At 71.8% G+C, this 14998-nt stretch carries 11 protein-coding genes; 5 read left to right on the forward strand and 6 right to left on the reverse strand.

Annotated elements, in window-relative coordinates:
- Window positions 1-3: 3 nt before the first annotated feature.
- Window positions 4-2088 (reverse strand): phosphate acetyltransferase, encoded by a 2085-nt coding sequence (gene pta / locus JYK04_RS28880; protein ID WP_189743021.1) that lies wholly within the window; start codon window positions 2086-2088, stop codon window positions 4-6.
- Window positions 2089-2326: 238 nt separating this feature from the next.
- Between pta and JYK04_RS28885 the strand changes: the two genes are divergently transcribed.
- Window positions 2327-3352, forward strand: a complete 1026-nt coding sequence (locus tag JYK04_RS28885) for an ATP-dependent 6-phosphofructokinase (RefSeq protein ID WP_030009086.1) — start codon at window positions 2327-2329, stop codon at window positions 3350-3352.
- A gap of 40 nt (window positions 3353-3392) precedes the next feature.
- Here the strand turns inward: JYK04_RS28885 and JYK04_RS28890 are convergent, their stop codons facing one another.
- Window positions 3393-4076: a helix-turn-helix domain-containing protein gene (locus JYK04_RS28890; RefSeq protein WP_189743019.1), complete on the reverse strand. Its 684-nt coding sequence runs from the start codon at window positions 4074-4076 to the stop codon at window positions 3393-3395.
- Window positions 4077-4396: 320 nt separating this feature from the next.
- Between JYK04_RS28890 and JYK04_RS28895 the strand changes: the two genes are divergently transcribed.
- Both JYK04_RS28895 and JYK04_RS28900 read left to right on the forward strand, forming a co-directional pair.
- Entirely contained in the window at window positions 4397-4789 is a 393-nt protein-coding gene (locus JYK04_RS28895) for a MerR family transcriptional regulator (protein ID WP_189743017.1), read from the forward strand.
- A gap of 25 nt (window positions 4790-4814) precedes the next feature.
- The gene (locus tag JYK04_RS28900; protein WP_272933154.1) at window positions 4815-5156 is read left to right on the forward strand and encodes a thioredoxin family protein; all 342 of its coding nucleotides are present in this window, start codon (window positions 4815-4817) and stop codon (window positions 5154-5156) included.
- Window positions 5157-5198: 42 nt separating this feature from the next.
- On the opposite strand, the gene glgB is transcribed toward JYK04_RS28900, so the two are convergent.
- From glgB to JYK04_RS28920, 4 genes are all read right to left on the reverse strand, one after another.
- Window positions 5199-7493 (reverse strand): 1,4-alpha-glucan branching enzyme, encoded by a 2295-nt coding sequence (glgB, locus tag JYK04_RS28905; RefSeq protein WP_189743015.1) that lies wholly within the window; start codon window positions 7491-7493, stop codon window positions 5199-5201.
- Window positions 7490-8941, reverse strand: coding sequence for a maltokinase N-terminal cap-like domain-containing protein (locus tag JYK04_RS28910; protein WP_189743014.1), 1452 nt, complete (start codon window positions 8939-8941; stop codon window positions 7490-7492). The genes glgB and JYK04_RS28910 overlap by 4 nt, the downstream gene beginning before the upstream one ends.
- A gap of 236 nt (window positions 8942-9177) precedes the next feature.
- Complete coding sequence (gene treS, locus JYK04_RS28915; RefSeq protein ID WP_189743011.1) at window positions 9178-10896, reverse strand: maltose alpha-D-glucosyltransferase; 1719 nt, start codon at window positions 10894-10896, stop codon at window positions 9178-9180.
- Window positions 10893-12887: an alpha-1,4-glucan--maltose-1-phosphate maltosyltransferase gene (locus JYK04_RS28920; protein WP_189743009.1), complete on the reverse strand. Its 1995-nt coding sequence runs from the start codon at window positions 12885-12887 to the stop codon at window positions 10893-10895. Before JYK04_RS28920 ends, treS begins: the two co-directional genes overlap by 4 nt.
- A 553-nt stretch (window positions 12888-13440) precedes the next feature.
- Here JYK04_RS28920 and JYK04_RS28925 point away from each other — a divergent pair.
- Entirely contained in the window at window positions 13441-14082 is a 642-nt protein-coding gene (locus JYK04_RS28925; RefSeq protein WP_189743007.1) for a helix-turn-helix domain-containing protein, read from the forward strand.
- Window positions 14055-14924: a serine/threonine-protein kinase gene (locus tag JYK04_RS28930; protein ID WP_189743005.1), complete on the forward strand. Its 870-nt coding sequence runs from the start codon at window positions 14055-14057 to the stop codon at window positions 14922-14924. Before JYK04_RS28925 ends, JYK04_RS28930 begins: the two co-directional genes overlap by 28 nt.
- Window positions 14925-14998: the final 74 nt, after the last annotated feature.

Here is a 14998-nt window from a genome sequence, read left to right on the forward strand (position 1 = left end):
GGGTCAGGCCGTGGGCGCCGGCGCGCCCTGCGCCTGGATCGCGGTGATGGCCACGGTGGTGACGATGTCCTGGACGAGCGCACCGCGCGAGAGGTCGTTGACCGGCTTGCGCAGGCCCTGGAGCACCGGGCCGACCGCCACCGCGCCCGCCGAACGCTGCACGGCCTTGTACGTGTTGTTGCCGGTGTTGAGGTCGGGGAAGATCAGCACCGTCGCGCGGCCGGCCACCTCGGACCCGGGCAGCTTGGTCGCCGCGACCGAGGGCTCCACGGCCGCGTCGTACTGGATCGGTCCTTCGATCTTCAGGTCCGGGCGCTGCGCGCGGACGAGCTCGGTGGCCTTGCGGACCTTGTCGACGTCCGCACCGCTGCCCGAGGTGCCGGTCGAGTACGAGAGCATCGCGATCCGCGGCTCGACGCCGAAGGCGGCCGCGGTGGCGGCCGACTGGACGGCGATGTCCGCGAGCTGCTCGGCGTTCGGGTCCGGGTTGACCGCGCAGTCGCCGTAGACGAGGACCCGGTCGGCCAGGCACATGAAGAAGACCGAGGAGACGATGGACGCCTCGGCCTTGGTCTTGATGATCTCGAAGGCCGGGCGGATGGTCGCCGCGGTGGAGTGCACCGAACCGGAGACCATGCCGTCGGCCAGGCCCCGCTGGACCATCAGGGTGCCGAAGTAGTTGACGTCGGTGACCACGTCGCCCGCCAGCTCGACGGTCATCCCCTTGTGGGCGCGGACCTGCGCGTAGTACTCGGAGAAACCTTCCCGCAGCGGGGAGGTCGCCGGGTCGATGAGCTGGGCGCCGGAGATGTCGACACCGAGGTCGCCGGCCTTCTTCAGGATCGCCTGCTCGTCGCCCAGCAGGGTCAGGTCGCAGACCCCCCGGCGCAGCACCACGTCCGCGGCGCGCAGCACGCGCTCCTCCGTGCCCTCGGGCAGCACGACGCGGCGGCGGTCCGAGCGGGCCCGCTCCAGCAGCTCGTGCTCGAACATCATCGGGGTGACGCGCTCCGAGCGGGCCACCGACAGCAGACCGCGCAGCTCGCCGGTGTCCACGTGCCGCTCGAACAGGCCGAGCGCGGTCTCCAGCTTGCGCGGGGTCGCGGAGTTCAGCCGGCTCTGCAGCGAGAAGAGTTCGGCGGCGGTGGGGAAGCTGTTGCCGGCCACCGACACCACGGGCGTGCCCGGCGCCAGCTTCGAGGCCAGCGTCAGGATGTCCGGGCTCGGGCGCTCGTTCAGGGTGAGCAGCACACCGGCGATCGGCGGGGTGCCGGAGGCGTGCGCGGCCAGCGCGCCGATGACCAGGTCGGAGCGGTCTCCCGGGGTGACGACCAGGCAGCCGGGGGTCAGGGCGTTCAGGAAGTTCGGCAGCATGGCGCCGCCGAAGACGAAGTCCAGGGCGTCGCGGGCCAGCCCGGCATCGTCGCCGAGGAGCACCTCGCCGCCGAGCTCCCGGGTGATCTGGGCGACGGTCGGGGCGGAGAGCGACTTGTCGTCCGGCAGCACGTAGCAGGGCACGGGCAGCCGGGCGGCCAGCCGCTCGGCTATGACGTCGCGGTCCTCCGCGGCCACCCGGTTCACCACCATCGCGACGACGTGGCAGCCCAGGGTCTCGTAGGCGCGGTAGGCGTTGCGGGCCTCGGCGCGCACGGCCTCGGCGTGGTGCTTGGTGCCGCCCACCACGGGCACGACGACCGCGCCCAGCTCGTTGGCGAGGCGGGCGTTGAGCGCCAGCTCGTCGGGGAGGTTGGTCTCCGCGTAGTCGGTGCCGAGGACGAGCATGACCTCGTAGTCGCGGGCCACCCGGTGGTAGCGGTCGACCAGCCGCGAGACCAGTTCGTCGGTGCCCTTCTCGGCCAGGATCGCCGAGGCCTCCTGGTAGGACATGCCGTAGGCCGCCGCGGCGTCCTGATCGATCCGGTAGCGGGCCCTGAGGAGGTCGAAGAGCCGGTCCGGTGCGTCGTGCAGCAGCGGACGGTAGACACCGACCCGGCCCGTCTGCCGGGTCAGCAGCTCCATGATGCCCAGCTCGACGACCTGCCGGCCGTCCCCCCGCTCGATACCGGTCACGTACACGCTGCGCGTCACGCCCGCTCTCCGTCCCATGCTGTGAATGTCATGCTGTGGATGTCACTTCGCTCTGGCTCGACCTCTTGACAATACCTCTGTCAATGGATAAGGCGCTCCCGGGAAAAAGGCCTGGCCGGGAGGGCCGGAGGGCCTTCGGGGCGCGGTCTTCGAAAACGTGCGGCGACCCGGGCCCGTGGAACAATCGGACAGGGTGCACGATTACGCCCTTCATATGTACGGCAGGAGACACAGCACGATGCGTATCGGAGTTCTCACCGCAGGCGGCGACTGCCCGGGCCTCAACGCTGTCATCCGGTCGGTCGTACACCGGGCCCTGGTCGGGCACGGAGATGAGGTCATCGGTTTCGAGGACGGCTTCAAGGGCCTCCTCGACGGCCACTTCCGTCCCCTCGACATCAATGCCGTCAGTGGCATCCTCGCCCGCGGCGGCACGATCCTCGGTTCGGCGCGCATGGAACGCGCCCGTCTCCACGAAGCCGCTGAGAACGCCCAGGAGCTGGCGACGCGCTACGGCATCGACGCCCTCATCCCGATCGGCGGCGAAGGCACGCTGACCGCCTCCCGGATGCTGTCGGACGCCGGGATGCCGGTCGTCGGCGTACCGAAGACCATCGACAACGACATCTCCTCCACCGACCGCACCTTCGGCTTCGACACCGCCGTCATGGTCGCCACCGAGGCGATCGACCGCCTCAAGACCACCGCCGAATCGCACCAGCGCGTGATGGTCGTCGAGGTCATGGGCCGCCACGCGGGCTGGATCGCGCTGGAGTCCGGCATGGCCGGCGGCGCGCACGGCATCTGCCTTCCGGAGCGCCCCTTCGAGGTGGACGCCCTGGTGAAGATGGTCGAGGAACGATTCGCCCGCGGTAAGAAGTTCGCCGTGATCTGCGTGGCCGAGGGCGCGCACCCGGCCGAGGGCTCCATGCCGTACGAGAAGGGCGCGATCGACCAGTACGGTCACGAGCGCTTCGCCGGCATCGGCAACCGCCTCGCGATCGAACTGGAGCACCGCCTCGGCAAGGAGGCCCGCCCGGTCATCCTCGGCCACGTCCAGCGCGGCGGTACCCCGACCGCGTACGACCGGGTGCTCGCGACCCGCTTCGGCTGGCACGCCGTCGAGGCCGTCCACCGCGGCGAATTCGGCAACATGACCGCCCTGCGCGGCACCGACGTCGTGATGGCCCCGCTCGCCGAGGCGGTCACCGAGCTGAAGACCGTCCCCGAGGAGCGGATGTACGAGGCCGAGTCGGTCTTCTGACGCCGGTCCGGGCGGGACCTGCGGCGCCGGTGCGATCGCCCTACGCCGCACCGCCCGCGAGGTGCCAGAACCGGTCCACGATCTCGGCGAGGAACTCCCGGCCCGCGTCCCCGCTGCCGGCCTCGCCCTGGCCGCCGCCCCAGCTGAGCGTGGCCACCATCCGCGACTGGTAGTCGCCGTGCAGCTGCTCCAGCACCGCCTCCAGGTGGTGCTTGGGGATCGGCAGCAGCTTGCCCAGCGGCTTCACGTACGCCTGCCAGCGCGTGGTCACCGCACTGCGCAGCAGGTCCGCGAGCTCCTCGTGCTTGCCGGTCGCCGTCACGAACTGGGCCAGCGTCAGACCCAGCACCGTGGCCAGGGCGGCGGACTGCCGTTCGTTGCCCCTCCAGCGCCCGGTGTCCTCCATCTTCTGGTACGCGCTCGTCTCCAGGCCGATCCGGCGGGCCAGGTCGTCCGCCGCGAGCCCCCGGGCGACGCGGTGTTCCCGCAGGGTGACCGGTTCGGCGAGCAGTTCGCCGGGCGCACACCACAGGACGCCCGCGAGCGCCGTGAGCTCGGCGGCGGAAGGGGATATCTCGCCACGCTCCCAGGCCATCACGGTCTCGGGCGCGACGACGAGTCCGTACTGGGCGCGCAGGCCGTAGGCGACATGTCCGGGAGCCATGCCCAGGGCCGCGCGCAGACGACGCGCGGCGGGGGCATTGAAAGGTGGGCTGGAGTGCACACCGCACACCGTAGAAGTGGCCAGGCTGCGGCGCCTACAGACCAAACAAACAAGCCCATACCTCGTAGGAACGTCCTATGAAGTTAAGGCCTTTCGTCGGGTTTCCGGGCGACTGTCCGGTAATCGGTGAAGCGGAAGATCTTTTCCGTATGTACGGTTCCAGCCAACGCCCGCCGATGCAAGACCTCTCACACTCTTCGCACAATCCGAACCGCCCGCCCGTTTCCTGCGTGATCCTTTCCGGGGCCCTCGCCGACGGGGGTGGTGAGGGCCCCGTCCTTCCTTGCCTTGACGTCGGCGTCAAGGAATACGGTCGTTCCATGCGCATCGGCGAACTGGCGGAGCGGGCGGGGACCAGCACCCGGACCCTCAGGTACTACGAGTCACGCGGGCTGCTCCCCGCGCGGCGGGCCGACAACGGCTACCGGACCTACGACGAGGACGACCTGCGGCTGCTGAGCCAGATCCGCACGCTCCAGGACTTCGGCTTCGAGCTGGAGGAGACCCGCCCCTTCGTGGACTGCCTGCGGGCCGGCCACCCGGCCGGGGACTCCTGCCCCGCCTCGCTCGCCGTCTACCGGCGCAAGCTCGCCGAGCTGGACGGCCTGATCGGCCAGCTGGCCGACGTGCGCGAGCAGCTCGGGCGGCAGCTGGCCGATGCGGAACGGGCGGCCGGCGAAGCGGCCGTGCCGAAGTGCGAGATGACCGGATGACCGGATGGACGAGAGGGACGGTGGCATGAAGGCTCACGGCGTGGCGCAGGTGACCGACGCGGATTTCGAGGCCGAGGTGCTCGGGGAGCGGGGACGGCCCGTCCTCGTGGAGTTCACGGCGGACTGGTGCGGCCCCTGCCGCCAGCTCGCCCCCGTCCTCTCCTCGATCGCCGCCGAGGAGGCCGACCGGCTCAAGGTCGTGCAGATCGACGCGGACAGCAACCCCGGGGCCGTCGCCCGCTACGGGGTGCTGTCCATGCCGACCCTGCTCGTCTTCCGTGACGGCGAGCCCGTCCAGCAGATGGTCGGGGCCCGGGCCAAGCGCCGGCTGCTCCAGGAACTGGAGGAGCAGCTCGCCACGGCCTGAGCCCCGGCTCCGGGCCCCGGCCCCGGCTCCGGGCCCGGAGCCTCAGACCTGGGGCCGGAACCAGACCGTCGCCAGCGGCGGGAGGGTCATGCGCAGGCTCGCCGGGCGGCCCTGCGCCGGCACCGGCTCCGGCCGCATCGGCTGCGTGTGGTGGATGCCGCTGCCGCCGTAGACCTCCAGGTCGGTGTTGAGCACCTCCCGCCACAGCGGCACCTCCTCGGGCACCCCGATGCGGTAGCCGTGCCGGACCACGGGCGAGAAGTTCGACACCGCCAGGAGCTGCGAGCCGTCCTGCGCGTACCGCAGGAACGCGAAGACGTTGTCCTCCGCGGCGTCCGCCTCCACCCAGGCGAAGCCCTCCGGCACGGTGTCCCGCTCCCACAGGGCGGGCGCCGCCGTGTACGTGCGGTTCAGGTCGCGCACCAGGTTCCGCACGCCCCGGTGGTCGCCGGCCGCCGCGTAGGAGTCGTCCAGCACCCACCAGTCCGGCCCGTACACCTCCGACCACTCCGACCCCTGGGCGAACTCCTGCCCCATGAACAGCAGTTGCTTGCCCGGATGGGCCCACATGAAGCCCAGGTAGGCCCGGTGAGCGGCCCGCTTCTGCCACCAGTCGTCCCCGGGCATCTTGGACACCAGCGAGGCCTTGCCGTGCACCACCTCGTCGTGCGAGATCGGCAGCACGTAGTTCTCGCTGAAGGCGTAGATCATCCCGAAGGTCATGTCGTGGTGGTGGTACTTGCGGTGCACCGGCTCCTTCGACATGTAGCGCAGGGTGTCGTGCATCCAGCCCATGTTCCACTTCAGGCCGAAGCCGAGCCCGCCGGAATCGGTCGGCCGGGTCACGCCCGTCCACGCCGTGGACTCCTCCGCGATCGTCACGACCCCCGGGCAGCGCCGGTACACCGTCGCGTTCATCTCCTGGAGGAAGCCGACCGCGTCCAGGTTCTCCCGCCCGCCGTGCTCGTTGGGCGCCCACTCGCCCTCGGCGCGCGAGTAGTCGAGGTAGAGCATCGAGGCCACCGCGTCCACGCGCAGGCCGTCCACGTGGAACTCCTCGCACCAGTACACGGCGTTGGCGACGAGGAAGTTGCGGACCTCCTTGCGGCCGTAGTCGAACTCCAGCGTCCCCCAGTCCGGGTGCGCGGCCCGCCGCGGGTCCTGGTGCTCGTACAGCGGCCGCCCGTCGAACTCCGCGAGGGCCCAGTCGTCGCGCGGGAAGTGCGCCGGCACCCAGTCGACGATCACCCCGATCCCGGCCCGGTGCAGCGCGTCCACGAGGAAGCGGAAGTCGTCCGGGGTGCCCATCCGCGAGGTCGGCGCGTAGAAACCGGTGACCTGGTAGCCCCACGAGCCGCCGAAGGGGTGCTCGGCGACCGGCATCAGCTCCACGTGCGTGAAGCCCAGCTCCTTGACGTACGCCGGGAGCTGCTCGGCGAGCTGCCGGTAGGACAGCCCGGGCCGCCAGGACGCCAGGTGCAGCTCGTACACCGAGAAGGGGGCCTGGTGCGGGGGCCGGGCGCCGCGCTCGGCCATCCACGCCGCGTCCTGCCACTCGTACCGGGACGAGGTCACCACCGAGGCGTTCGCCGGGGGGACCTCCGCCGAGCGGGCCATCGGGTCGGCGCGCAGGGTGTGGCTGCCGTCCGGGCGGGTGATGTCGTACTTGTAGAGCGTCCCGGCGCCCACCCCGGGCAGGAACAGCTCCCACACCCCGGTCGAGCCCAGCGAGCGCATCGGGTAGGCGACGGAGTCCCAGTAGGAGAAGTCCCCGCTGACCCGGACCCCCTGGGCGTTCGGCGCCCACACCGTGAAGCGGGTCCCGGCCACCCCCTGGTGCTCCATCGGCTCGGAGCCGAGCGCCTTCCACAGCTGCTCGTGGCGGCCCTCGCCGATCAGGTGCAGGTCCAGCTCGCCGAGGGCGGGCAGGAACCGGTAGGGGTCGTGGACCTCGATCTCGTCGCTGTCGTACGTGACCAGGAGCCGGTACTCCGGTACGCCGGTCAGCGGCAGCAGCCCCGAGAACAGTCCGTCGCCGTCGTCGAAGAGCTCGGCACGCAGCCCCTTGGCGACGATGGTGACCGCCTTGGCGTGGGGGCGCAGCACCCGGAAGGCCACCCCGCCCCGCTGGGTGCGGGCCCCCAGCACCGCGTGCGGATCGTGGTGGCGGCCCTCCAGCAGCCGGGCCCGTTCGTCGGCGCCGAGTGCGGGCGCCGGCCGGACGCCGTGCGGAGGGGCGGCGCGGCGGGCCCGGGGCGTCCGGGCCTTCTTCGCCGCCGCCGGGACGGGTACGGCTTCCTCGCGGACGGTCGGTGACGGCTGTCGTGCGGCGCTCACGCGAGCGGCCTCCTCGGGGGCTTCGGGTGGGGGTGGGGGTGGGGGGAGATGGAGCCGGGGGCGGACGGGGTCGGCGGCACGCGGTGGGCGGGCCGCACGGGCTCCGAGAGCCGCCGGATCGCGGCCATCGGGACGTGCAGCCAGTCGGGGCGGTGCCGGGACTCGTAACGGGCCTCGTACACCGCCTTGTCGGTCTCGTACGCGCGCAGCAGCACGGGGTCCTCGCGGGGGTCCCGGCCGGTGGTGCGGGCGTAGCCCTCGCAGAAGGCGGCCCGGCAGTCGTCCGCCCAGGCGGGGGCGAACGGCCGGTGCGAGCGGGCGGCGTAGTCGAAGGAGCGCAGTATCCCGGCGATGTCGCGCACCGCCGGTTCGGGGCGGCGCCGGTCGGCCAGCGGCCGGGCCGGCTCGCCCTCGAAGTCGATCAACGACCAGCCGCCGTCGAGGGTGCGCAGGGTCTGACCCAGATGGAGGTCCCCGTGGATCCGCTGGGCGGGCACCCCCGCCCCCCGGGAGGCCGCCAGCGCGTCGAAGGCGCCCCGCAGCCCGGCCTCGTAGGGCCGCAGCGCGGGTACCTCCCGGGCGGTGGCGGCCAGCCGGGCCGTCATCCCCGCCGCGAGCCGGGCGGTCTGCTCCGGGCCGAGCGCGACCGTGGGCAGCGCCGCGGCCAGCGCGCTGTGCACCTCGGCCGTGGCCCGGCCGAGCGCGTGCGCCTCGGCGGTGAAGTCGGCCCCCGCGCCGAGCCGGCGCAGCGCGAGCTGCCAGCCGTCGTCGGAGCCGCGCAGGTACGGCTGGAGCACGCCCAGGGTCAGCGCTTCGCTGCCGGGCGGCTCGGCCTCGTACCAGGCGACGGGGGCCGGGACCCGGGTGCAGCCGGCGGCGGCCAGCGCCCTGGGCAGTTCCAGGTCCGGGTTGACCCCGGGGCCGACCCGGCGGAACACCTTCAGGATGAACGAATCTCCGTAGATCAGCGAGGAGTTGGTCTGTTCCCCGGACAGCGGCCGGGGGGTGAGCCCCGCAGGGATCGGCGTGGCCGGGTCCCGGTCGAAGCGCAGCGGCCCGAGGGTCCCGGGGGAGCGCAGCCGTTCCAGCAGCATGGCCGCGAGCCGGGGATCGCCCAGCGCCTCGTAGACCGCCCGGCCCGCGTACGGACCGTCCTCGGCATGCCCGATCAGGGTGGGCGCGAGGGCGGGCGGCAGGGACGGGCGGATGCCCAGCAGCAGTTGGTAGCAGTCCCCGTCGACGTCGAGGAGCAGGTGCAGCAGTCCGGGGGTGGATCCCGGCGGCAGCAGTTCGGCCGCCGAGACGGTCCTGAGCCTGCTGATGGTGCGGCCCTTGCCCGCGAACCAGCGCTGTGCGGGCAGCCAGGCTTTCAGCATCGGCTCCAGTGGAGCGATCCCGGCGGCCCGGTCGGCCGTCAGCCGGCTCCGGGCGGATGCAGCCTCCGACATGGCGTCGCGTCCTTTCCCCGGGCCGTCACAGAATGCGCAGAGTGTCCCGGATGCGCGGCAGTTGCTTCTCCGGCATGTGCGAGTGTCGGGTCAGGATGGTCCGTACAGGGGCGGGCGATTGACCCATTCGAGCTGCCCGCCCCCTGGTGTGAAGGCCCGGTTCGCCTCCGGAGCGCCTCGGGCCCGACATGCGGGCCGCGCTCCTTCGGCTCACCCGGCCCTGGACCGGCTCCCGGCTAATTGGCGCGTCGCTCGCCGCGCTGTTCCTTCCGCAGCCGGAACCAGTAGAAGCCGTGGCCCGCCAGGGTCAGCAGGTACGGCCACTCGCCGATCGGCGGGAAGCGCACATCACCCGTGAGCTCCACCGGGACCCGTCCGTTGAACGACCGCAGATCGAGCTCGGTGGGCTGCGCGAAGCGCGAGAAGTTGTGCACGCACAGCACCAGGTCGTCCCCGTGCTCACGGAGGAACGCGAGCACCGCCGGGTTCGACGACGGCAGTTCGGTGTACGAGCCGAGTCCGAAGGCCGGGTTCGCCTTGCGGACCTCGATCAGCCGACGGGTCCAGTGCAGCAGCGAGGAGGGCGAGGACATCGCGGCCTCGACGTTGGTGACCCGGTACCCGTAGACGGGATCCATGATGACCGGCAGGTTCAGCCTGCCCGGATCGCACGAGGAGAAACCGGCGTTGCGGTCCGGGGTCCACTGCATCGGCGTGCGGACGCCGTCGCGGTCGCCCAGCCAGATGTTGTCGCCCATGCCGATCTCGTCGCCGTAGTAGAGCACCGGCGAACCGGGCAGCGACAGCAGCAGGGCCGTGAACAGCTCCATCTGCTTGCGGTCGTTGTCCAGGAGCGGCGCGAGCCGGCGCCGGATGCCGATGTTGGCCCGCATCCGCGGGTCCTTGGCGTACTCGGCGTACATGTAGTCGCGCTCTTCGTCCGTGACCATCTCGAGGGTGAGCTCGTCGTGGTTGCGCAGGAAGATGCCCCACTGGCAGCGGTCCGGGATCGCCGGGGTCTTGGCCAGGATTTCGGAGACGGGGTAGCGGGACTCTCGCCGCACCGCCATGAAGATGCGCGGCATCACGGGGAAGTGGAACGCCATGTGGCACTCGTCCCCGCCCTTCTGGTAGTCGCCGAAGTAGTCGACGACGTCCTCGGGCCACTGGTTGGCCTCGGCGAGCAGCACGGTGTCCGGGTAGTGCGCGTCGATCTCGGCGCGGACCCGCTTGAGGAGCTGGTGGGTGCGCGGGAGGTTCTCGCAGTTGGTGCCCTCCTCGGCGTACAGGTAGGGCACGGCGTCGAGGCGGAAGCCGTCGATGCCGAGATCGAGCCAGAAGCGCAGGGCGGAGACGATCTCCTCCACCACGGCCGGGTTCTCGTAGTTGAGGTCCGGCTGGTGGGAGAAGAATCTGTGCCAGTAGTACTGCTTGCGTACGGGGTCGTACGTCCAGTTGGAGGTCTCGGTGTCGACGAAGATGATGCGGGCGTCCTGGTACTGCTTGTCGTTGTCGGCCCACATGTAGTAGTCGCCGTACGGGCCGTCCGGGTCCTTGCGCGACTGCTGGAACCACTCGTGCTGATCGCTGGTGTGGTTCATGACGAAGTCGATGATCACCCGCATGCCGCGGGTGTGCGCGGCGTCCACGAACTCCACGAAGTCGGCGAGGTCGCCGAATTCGGGCAGCACGGAGGTGTAGTCGGCGACGTCGTAACCCCCGTCGCGCAGGGGTGAGGCGAAGAACGGCGGCAGCCAGAGGCAGTCGACACCGAGCCACTGGAGGTAGTCCAGTTTGCCGGTGAGCCCCTTGAGGTCCCCGACGCCGTCGCCGTTGCTGTCGTGGAAGGAGCGGACGAGGACCTCGTAGAACACCGCCCGCTTGAACCAGTCGGGATCGCGGTCCTTGGCGGGGGTGTCCTCGAAGGTGTCGTGGACGGGATCGTTGATCATCATGTGGTGGGTGACCCTCCGGTGGGCGGGGACGGTCGCAGAGCGGCCAGTACGTGCGCGGGCGTTCGGCCCGGCTCTAGGCGCACGTAGTTCGCCCTGCCCCAGTGATAGGTCTCGCCGGTGAGCTCGTCGCGCACCGCGAGGGACCCGTGCCAGTCGAGGCCGAGTACCGGCATGTCCAACGACACGGTCGCCTCCTGGGTGTGGTGCGGATCGAGGTTGACGACCACCAGTACGGAATTGGCTCCGGCGTGCTTCGAATAGGCGATCACCTGTTCGTTGTCGGTCGAGTGGAAGTGGATGTCGCGCAGCTGCTGGAGCGCGGGGTTGCGGCGGCGCAGCCGGTTCAGGGCGGTGATCAGCGGGGCGATGGTGGCGCCGGTGCGGTCGGCGGCCGCCCAGTCGCGCGGCCGGAACTCGTACTTCTCGGAGTTCAGGTACTCCTCGCTGCCCTCGCGCACCGGGGTGTTCTCGCAGAGCTCGTAGCCGGCGTAGACCCCCCAGGCGGGCGAGAGGGTGGCGGCCAGGACGGCCCGGACCTCGAAGGCGGGACGGCCGCCGTGCTGCAGGTACTCGTGCAGGATGTCCGGCGTGTTGACGAAGAAGTTCGGCCGCATGACCGAGGCGGAGGGGGTGTCCGCCAGCTCGGTCAGGTACTCGGTCAGCTCGGCCTTGGTGTTGCGCCAGGTGAAGTACGTGTACGACTGCTGGAAGCCGACGGCGGCCAGCGCCCGCATCATCGCGGGCCGGGTGAAGGCCTCGGCCAGGAAGATGACGTCCGGGTCGGACTTGTTGATGTCCGCGATCACCTTCTGCCAGAAGACCACCGGCTTGGTGTGCGGATTGTCGACCCGGAAGATGCGGACGCCGTGGTCCATCCAGTGCCGCAGGATCCGGCAGGTCTCCTCGACGATGCCGGCCATGTCGGTGTCGAAGTGGATCGGATAGATGTCCTGGTACTTCTTCGGCGGGTTCTCGGCGTACGCGATCGTCCCGTCGGCCCGGTGGCGGAACCACTGCGGGTTCTTCTCCACCCACGGGTGGTCGGGGGAGCACTGCAGCGCGAAGTCCAGCGCGATCTCCATGCCCAGTTCGCGGGCGCGCCCGACGAAGGCGTCGAAGTCCTCGATGGTGCCGAGCTCCGGGTGGACCGCGTCGTGCCCGCCCTCGGTGGAGCCGATGGCCCACGGCACACCCGGGTCCCAACTTCCAGCGGAAAGAGTGTTGTTCGGACCCTTGCGGTAAGTGGACCCGATCGGGTGGATGGGCGGCAGGTAGACCACGTCGAAGCCCATCGCCGCGATGGCCGGCAGCCGCTCGGCGGCGGTCCGGAAGGTCCCGCTGACCGGGGCCTCGCCGGGCTCCAGCACCGCTCCCTCGGAGCGCGGGAACATCTCGTACCAGGAGCCGAAGAGGGCCCGCTTGCGCTCCACCAGGAGCGGCAGGGGCTTGGAGGCGGTGACCAGCTCCCGGTACGGGCGCCTGGCGAACGCGGCGTCCACGGCCGGGTCGAGGGCGGCCTCGTAGCGTTCGGCGACGGGCAGGTCCTCGTCGCGCATGGTCGCGGCGGCGGCCAGGACGGCTTCGCGCCCGTCGCGCTTGGGGATCCGGGCCCCGGCCCGCTCGTAGAGCTCCGCGCCCTCGAGCAGCATCAGCCCGGTGTCGATCCCCGCGGGAATCTTGATCGCGGCATGGGCCCGCCAGGTGGCCACCGGATCGCTCCACGCCTCGACCGTGTACGTCCACCTCCCCTCGACCTCGACGGAGACCTTGGCCCCCCACCGGTCGGTGCCGGGGGCGAGTTCGCTCAGCGGCACGGGGACCCGCAGCCGCCCGCCCGGATCACGCAGGACGAGGTGGGCGGCGACGGAGTCGTGTCCTTCGCGGAACACGGTGGCGGAGATCTCGAAGACCTCGTCCACGACCGCCTTTGCGGGTCTGGCGCCGCAGTCGACGGCGGGGCGGACGTCCAGCACGGGAATGCGACCGATCATGATGGGATCACCTGGGGGCAGTTCGCAGGGCTCGGTGACAACAGGCCAGCCGTGAGCACGACTGGTAGTGCACGCTCTGTTCGCTCTGTTTCTAGCCGCTCAGTGGACGGCTGGGCTGCGGGCATGGCCGCTCCTGTCCGCGTTCACTCGGGTGGCGGGGAGAGGGTTTGTGGGCGGGTGCGCCGTGCGTGTACGACGTGTACCCGGGGAGCCCTTCCCACTCTCATCCCGCCCAATCCGCGCGCTCGGTTAACTACTCGTACGTAGTGGCACGGCAGATACCAAGCCCCGGGTCGACATCCGCCGGGTCTCCGTCAAGTCGGCCGGAACTAGGTGACGTAGGGGCGGCCGCGGCGCGCTGCCCGGGCGCGGACGGGGCGGGAACCACCTGCCCCACGGGCCCCGCGCACTCCGCCCGGAAGCCCGGCGAGGGCCGCACCGGGAGACAATGGCCCGTCATGCCGAAAGGGACGAGTGACCGGTGAATCGGGGGTCTTGAACGATGCGGTCGAGGACGACGGTCGAGGTCCGGCTGCCCGGGAGCGCGTCGCCCGTGCCGATCGACGAGGCGCAGCGGCTGCTCGCCCGCCGCATCTCCGGCGAGACGGGCATGGGGGCGATCGCCGGCCGGTTCCTGGAGACCCTGGAATCGCACGGAGCCGAATGCGCGCCCAGGGACCTGGACCGGCTGGGACGGGTCGCGGCCGACCTGCTCACCGCCTGCCTGGCCGGGCAGCACTCGGGCGCGGGCGAGCGCACCGGCAGCGAACCCCCGGCGGATCCGGGCCCCCGCGCGCTGCTGGAACGGATCGACACCTTCATCGGCCACAACCTCGGCGACCCGGGCCTGACCCCGCGGTCCGTCGCCGACCGCCACCACATCTCGGTGCGCCGACTGCACCTGATGTTCCAGGACCGGGGCGAGGGCGTCGCGGCCGCCATCCGCCGGCTCCGGCTGGAACACTGCCACGCCGACCTCGCCCGGCCCGAACTGCTCGACCGGCCCATCCGCACCATCGCCGCCCGCTGGGGCTTCGGCAGCGCCGCCGTCTTCAGCCGCGCCTTCCGCGAGGCGTACGGCATCAGCCCCACCGAACGGCGCGCGCAGGCCCCGGCGGCCGTCCCGTGCCGCGCCCGACCTGTCATCCGGACGGGGGACAATGCCCCATGGACTCGGAGGCACTGCACGAACTGATCGGCGCACAGCTGCGTGCGGCCGACCCCCGGCGGCGGGAGGCCGCCGCACGCCGGGCGCTGGACGTCGCCTGGGGCCCGGACCAGGAGCGGTACCTGGCCGAGGCCCTCGCCGACGCCGTCGGCCGCGAGGACGACCCGGCCGCCCTGGCGGCGCAGATCGACGCGCTGCCCGCCGTCGAACCGGCCCTCGGCGACGCCGCGCTGGTCCGCCTCGCAGGCCGCTGCGCCGACTCCCCGGTCCTGGCCGCGCTGCTCGTCCGCGCCGCCCGGCTGCAGGTCTCCGGGCCCGCCGAACCCGTCGGCGACGCGACCCGGGTCGCCGTACGCTGCCTGCGCGGAGCCCCGCACTCCGGGCTCGGGCTGCGCACCCCGGGCGGGGCGTGGGTGGTCCTGGAGCGGATCGAGGTCTACGGCAGGGCCGTGGACCGGCTGGACCCCGGCTGCACGGCCCGGGTGCTGCTGTCCGGACCCGGCGCGCGGGGGCTGGCCGAGTGGGACCGCCTGGAGGCCGAACCCCGGGCCCGGGAGTGCGCACCGAGGCTGCGCTCACCCGACCCCCGGACCCGGTGCTCCGCCGCCGAGGCCATCGCCGACTGGCCGAACTCCTGGGCGCCCGAGGTGGGCCGCTACCTGTGCGGCGCGCTGGCCCGGGCCGCGGTGCGGGAGCAGGACCACGACGCGCTGGAGTCCCACCTGCACGCACTGCTCGCATTGGGCCACTTCCTGGCGGAACCGGCGTTCGCCCTGCTGCGCACGATGGACCGCGCAGCCCTGCCGGAGGTGCTGCGGCCCTATCTGGACGACCTGTTGGAGGAGGACCGGGCCCGCAGCGGCCGGTGAGCCCCGCCGAGGGCCCATGGCCGGAAGGCGCGGGCGCCGCTAGCCTTCCCGGGGTGATGCGCGGGTGCACAGCG

This window comes from Streptomyces nojiriensis (assembly GCF_017639205.1).
Lineage (GTDB): Bacteria > Actinomycetota > Actinomycetes > Streptomycetales > Streptomycetaceae > Streptomyces > Streptomyces nojiriensis.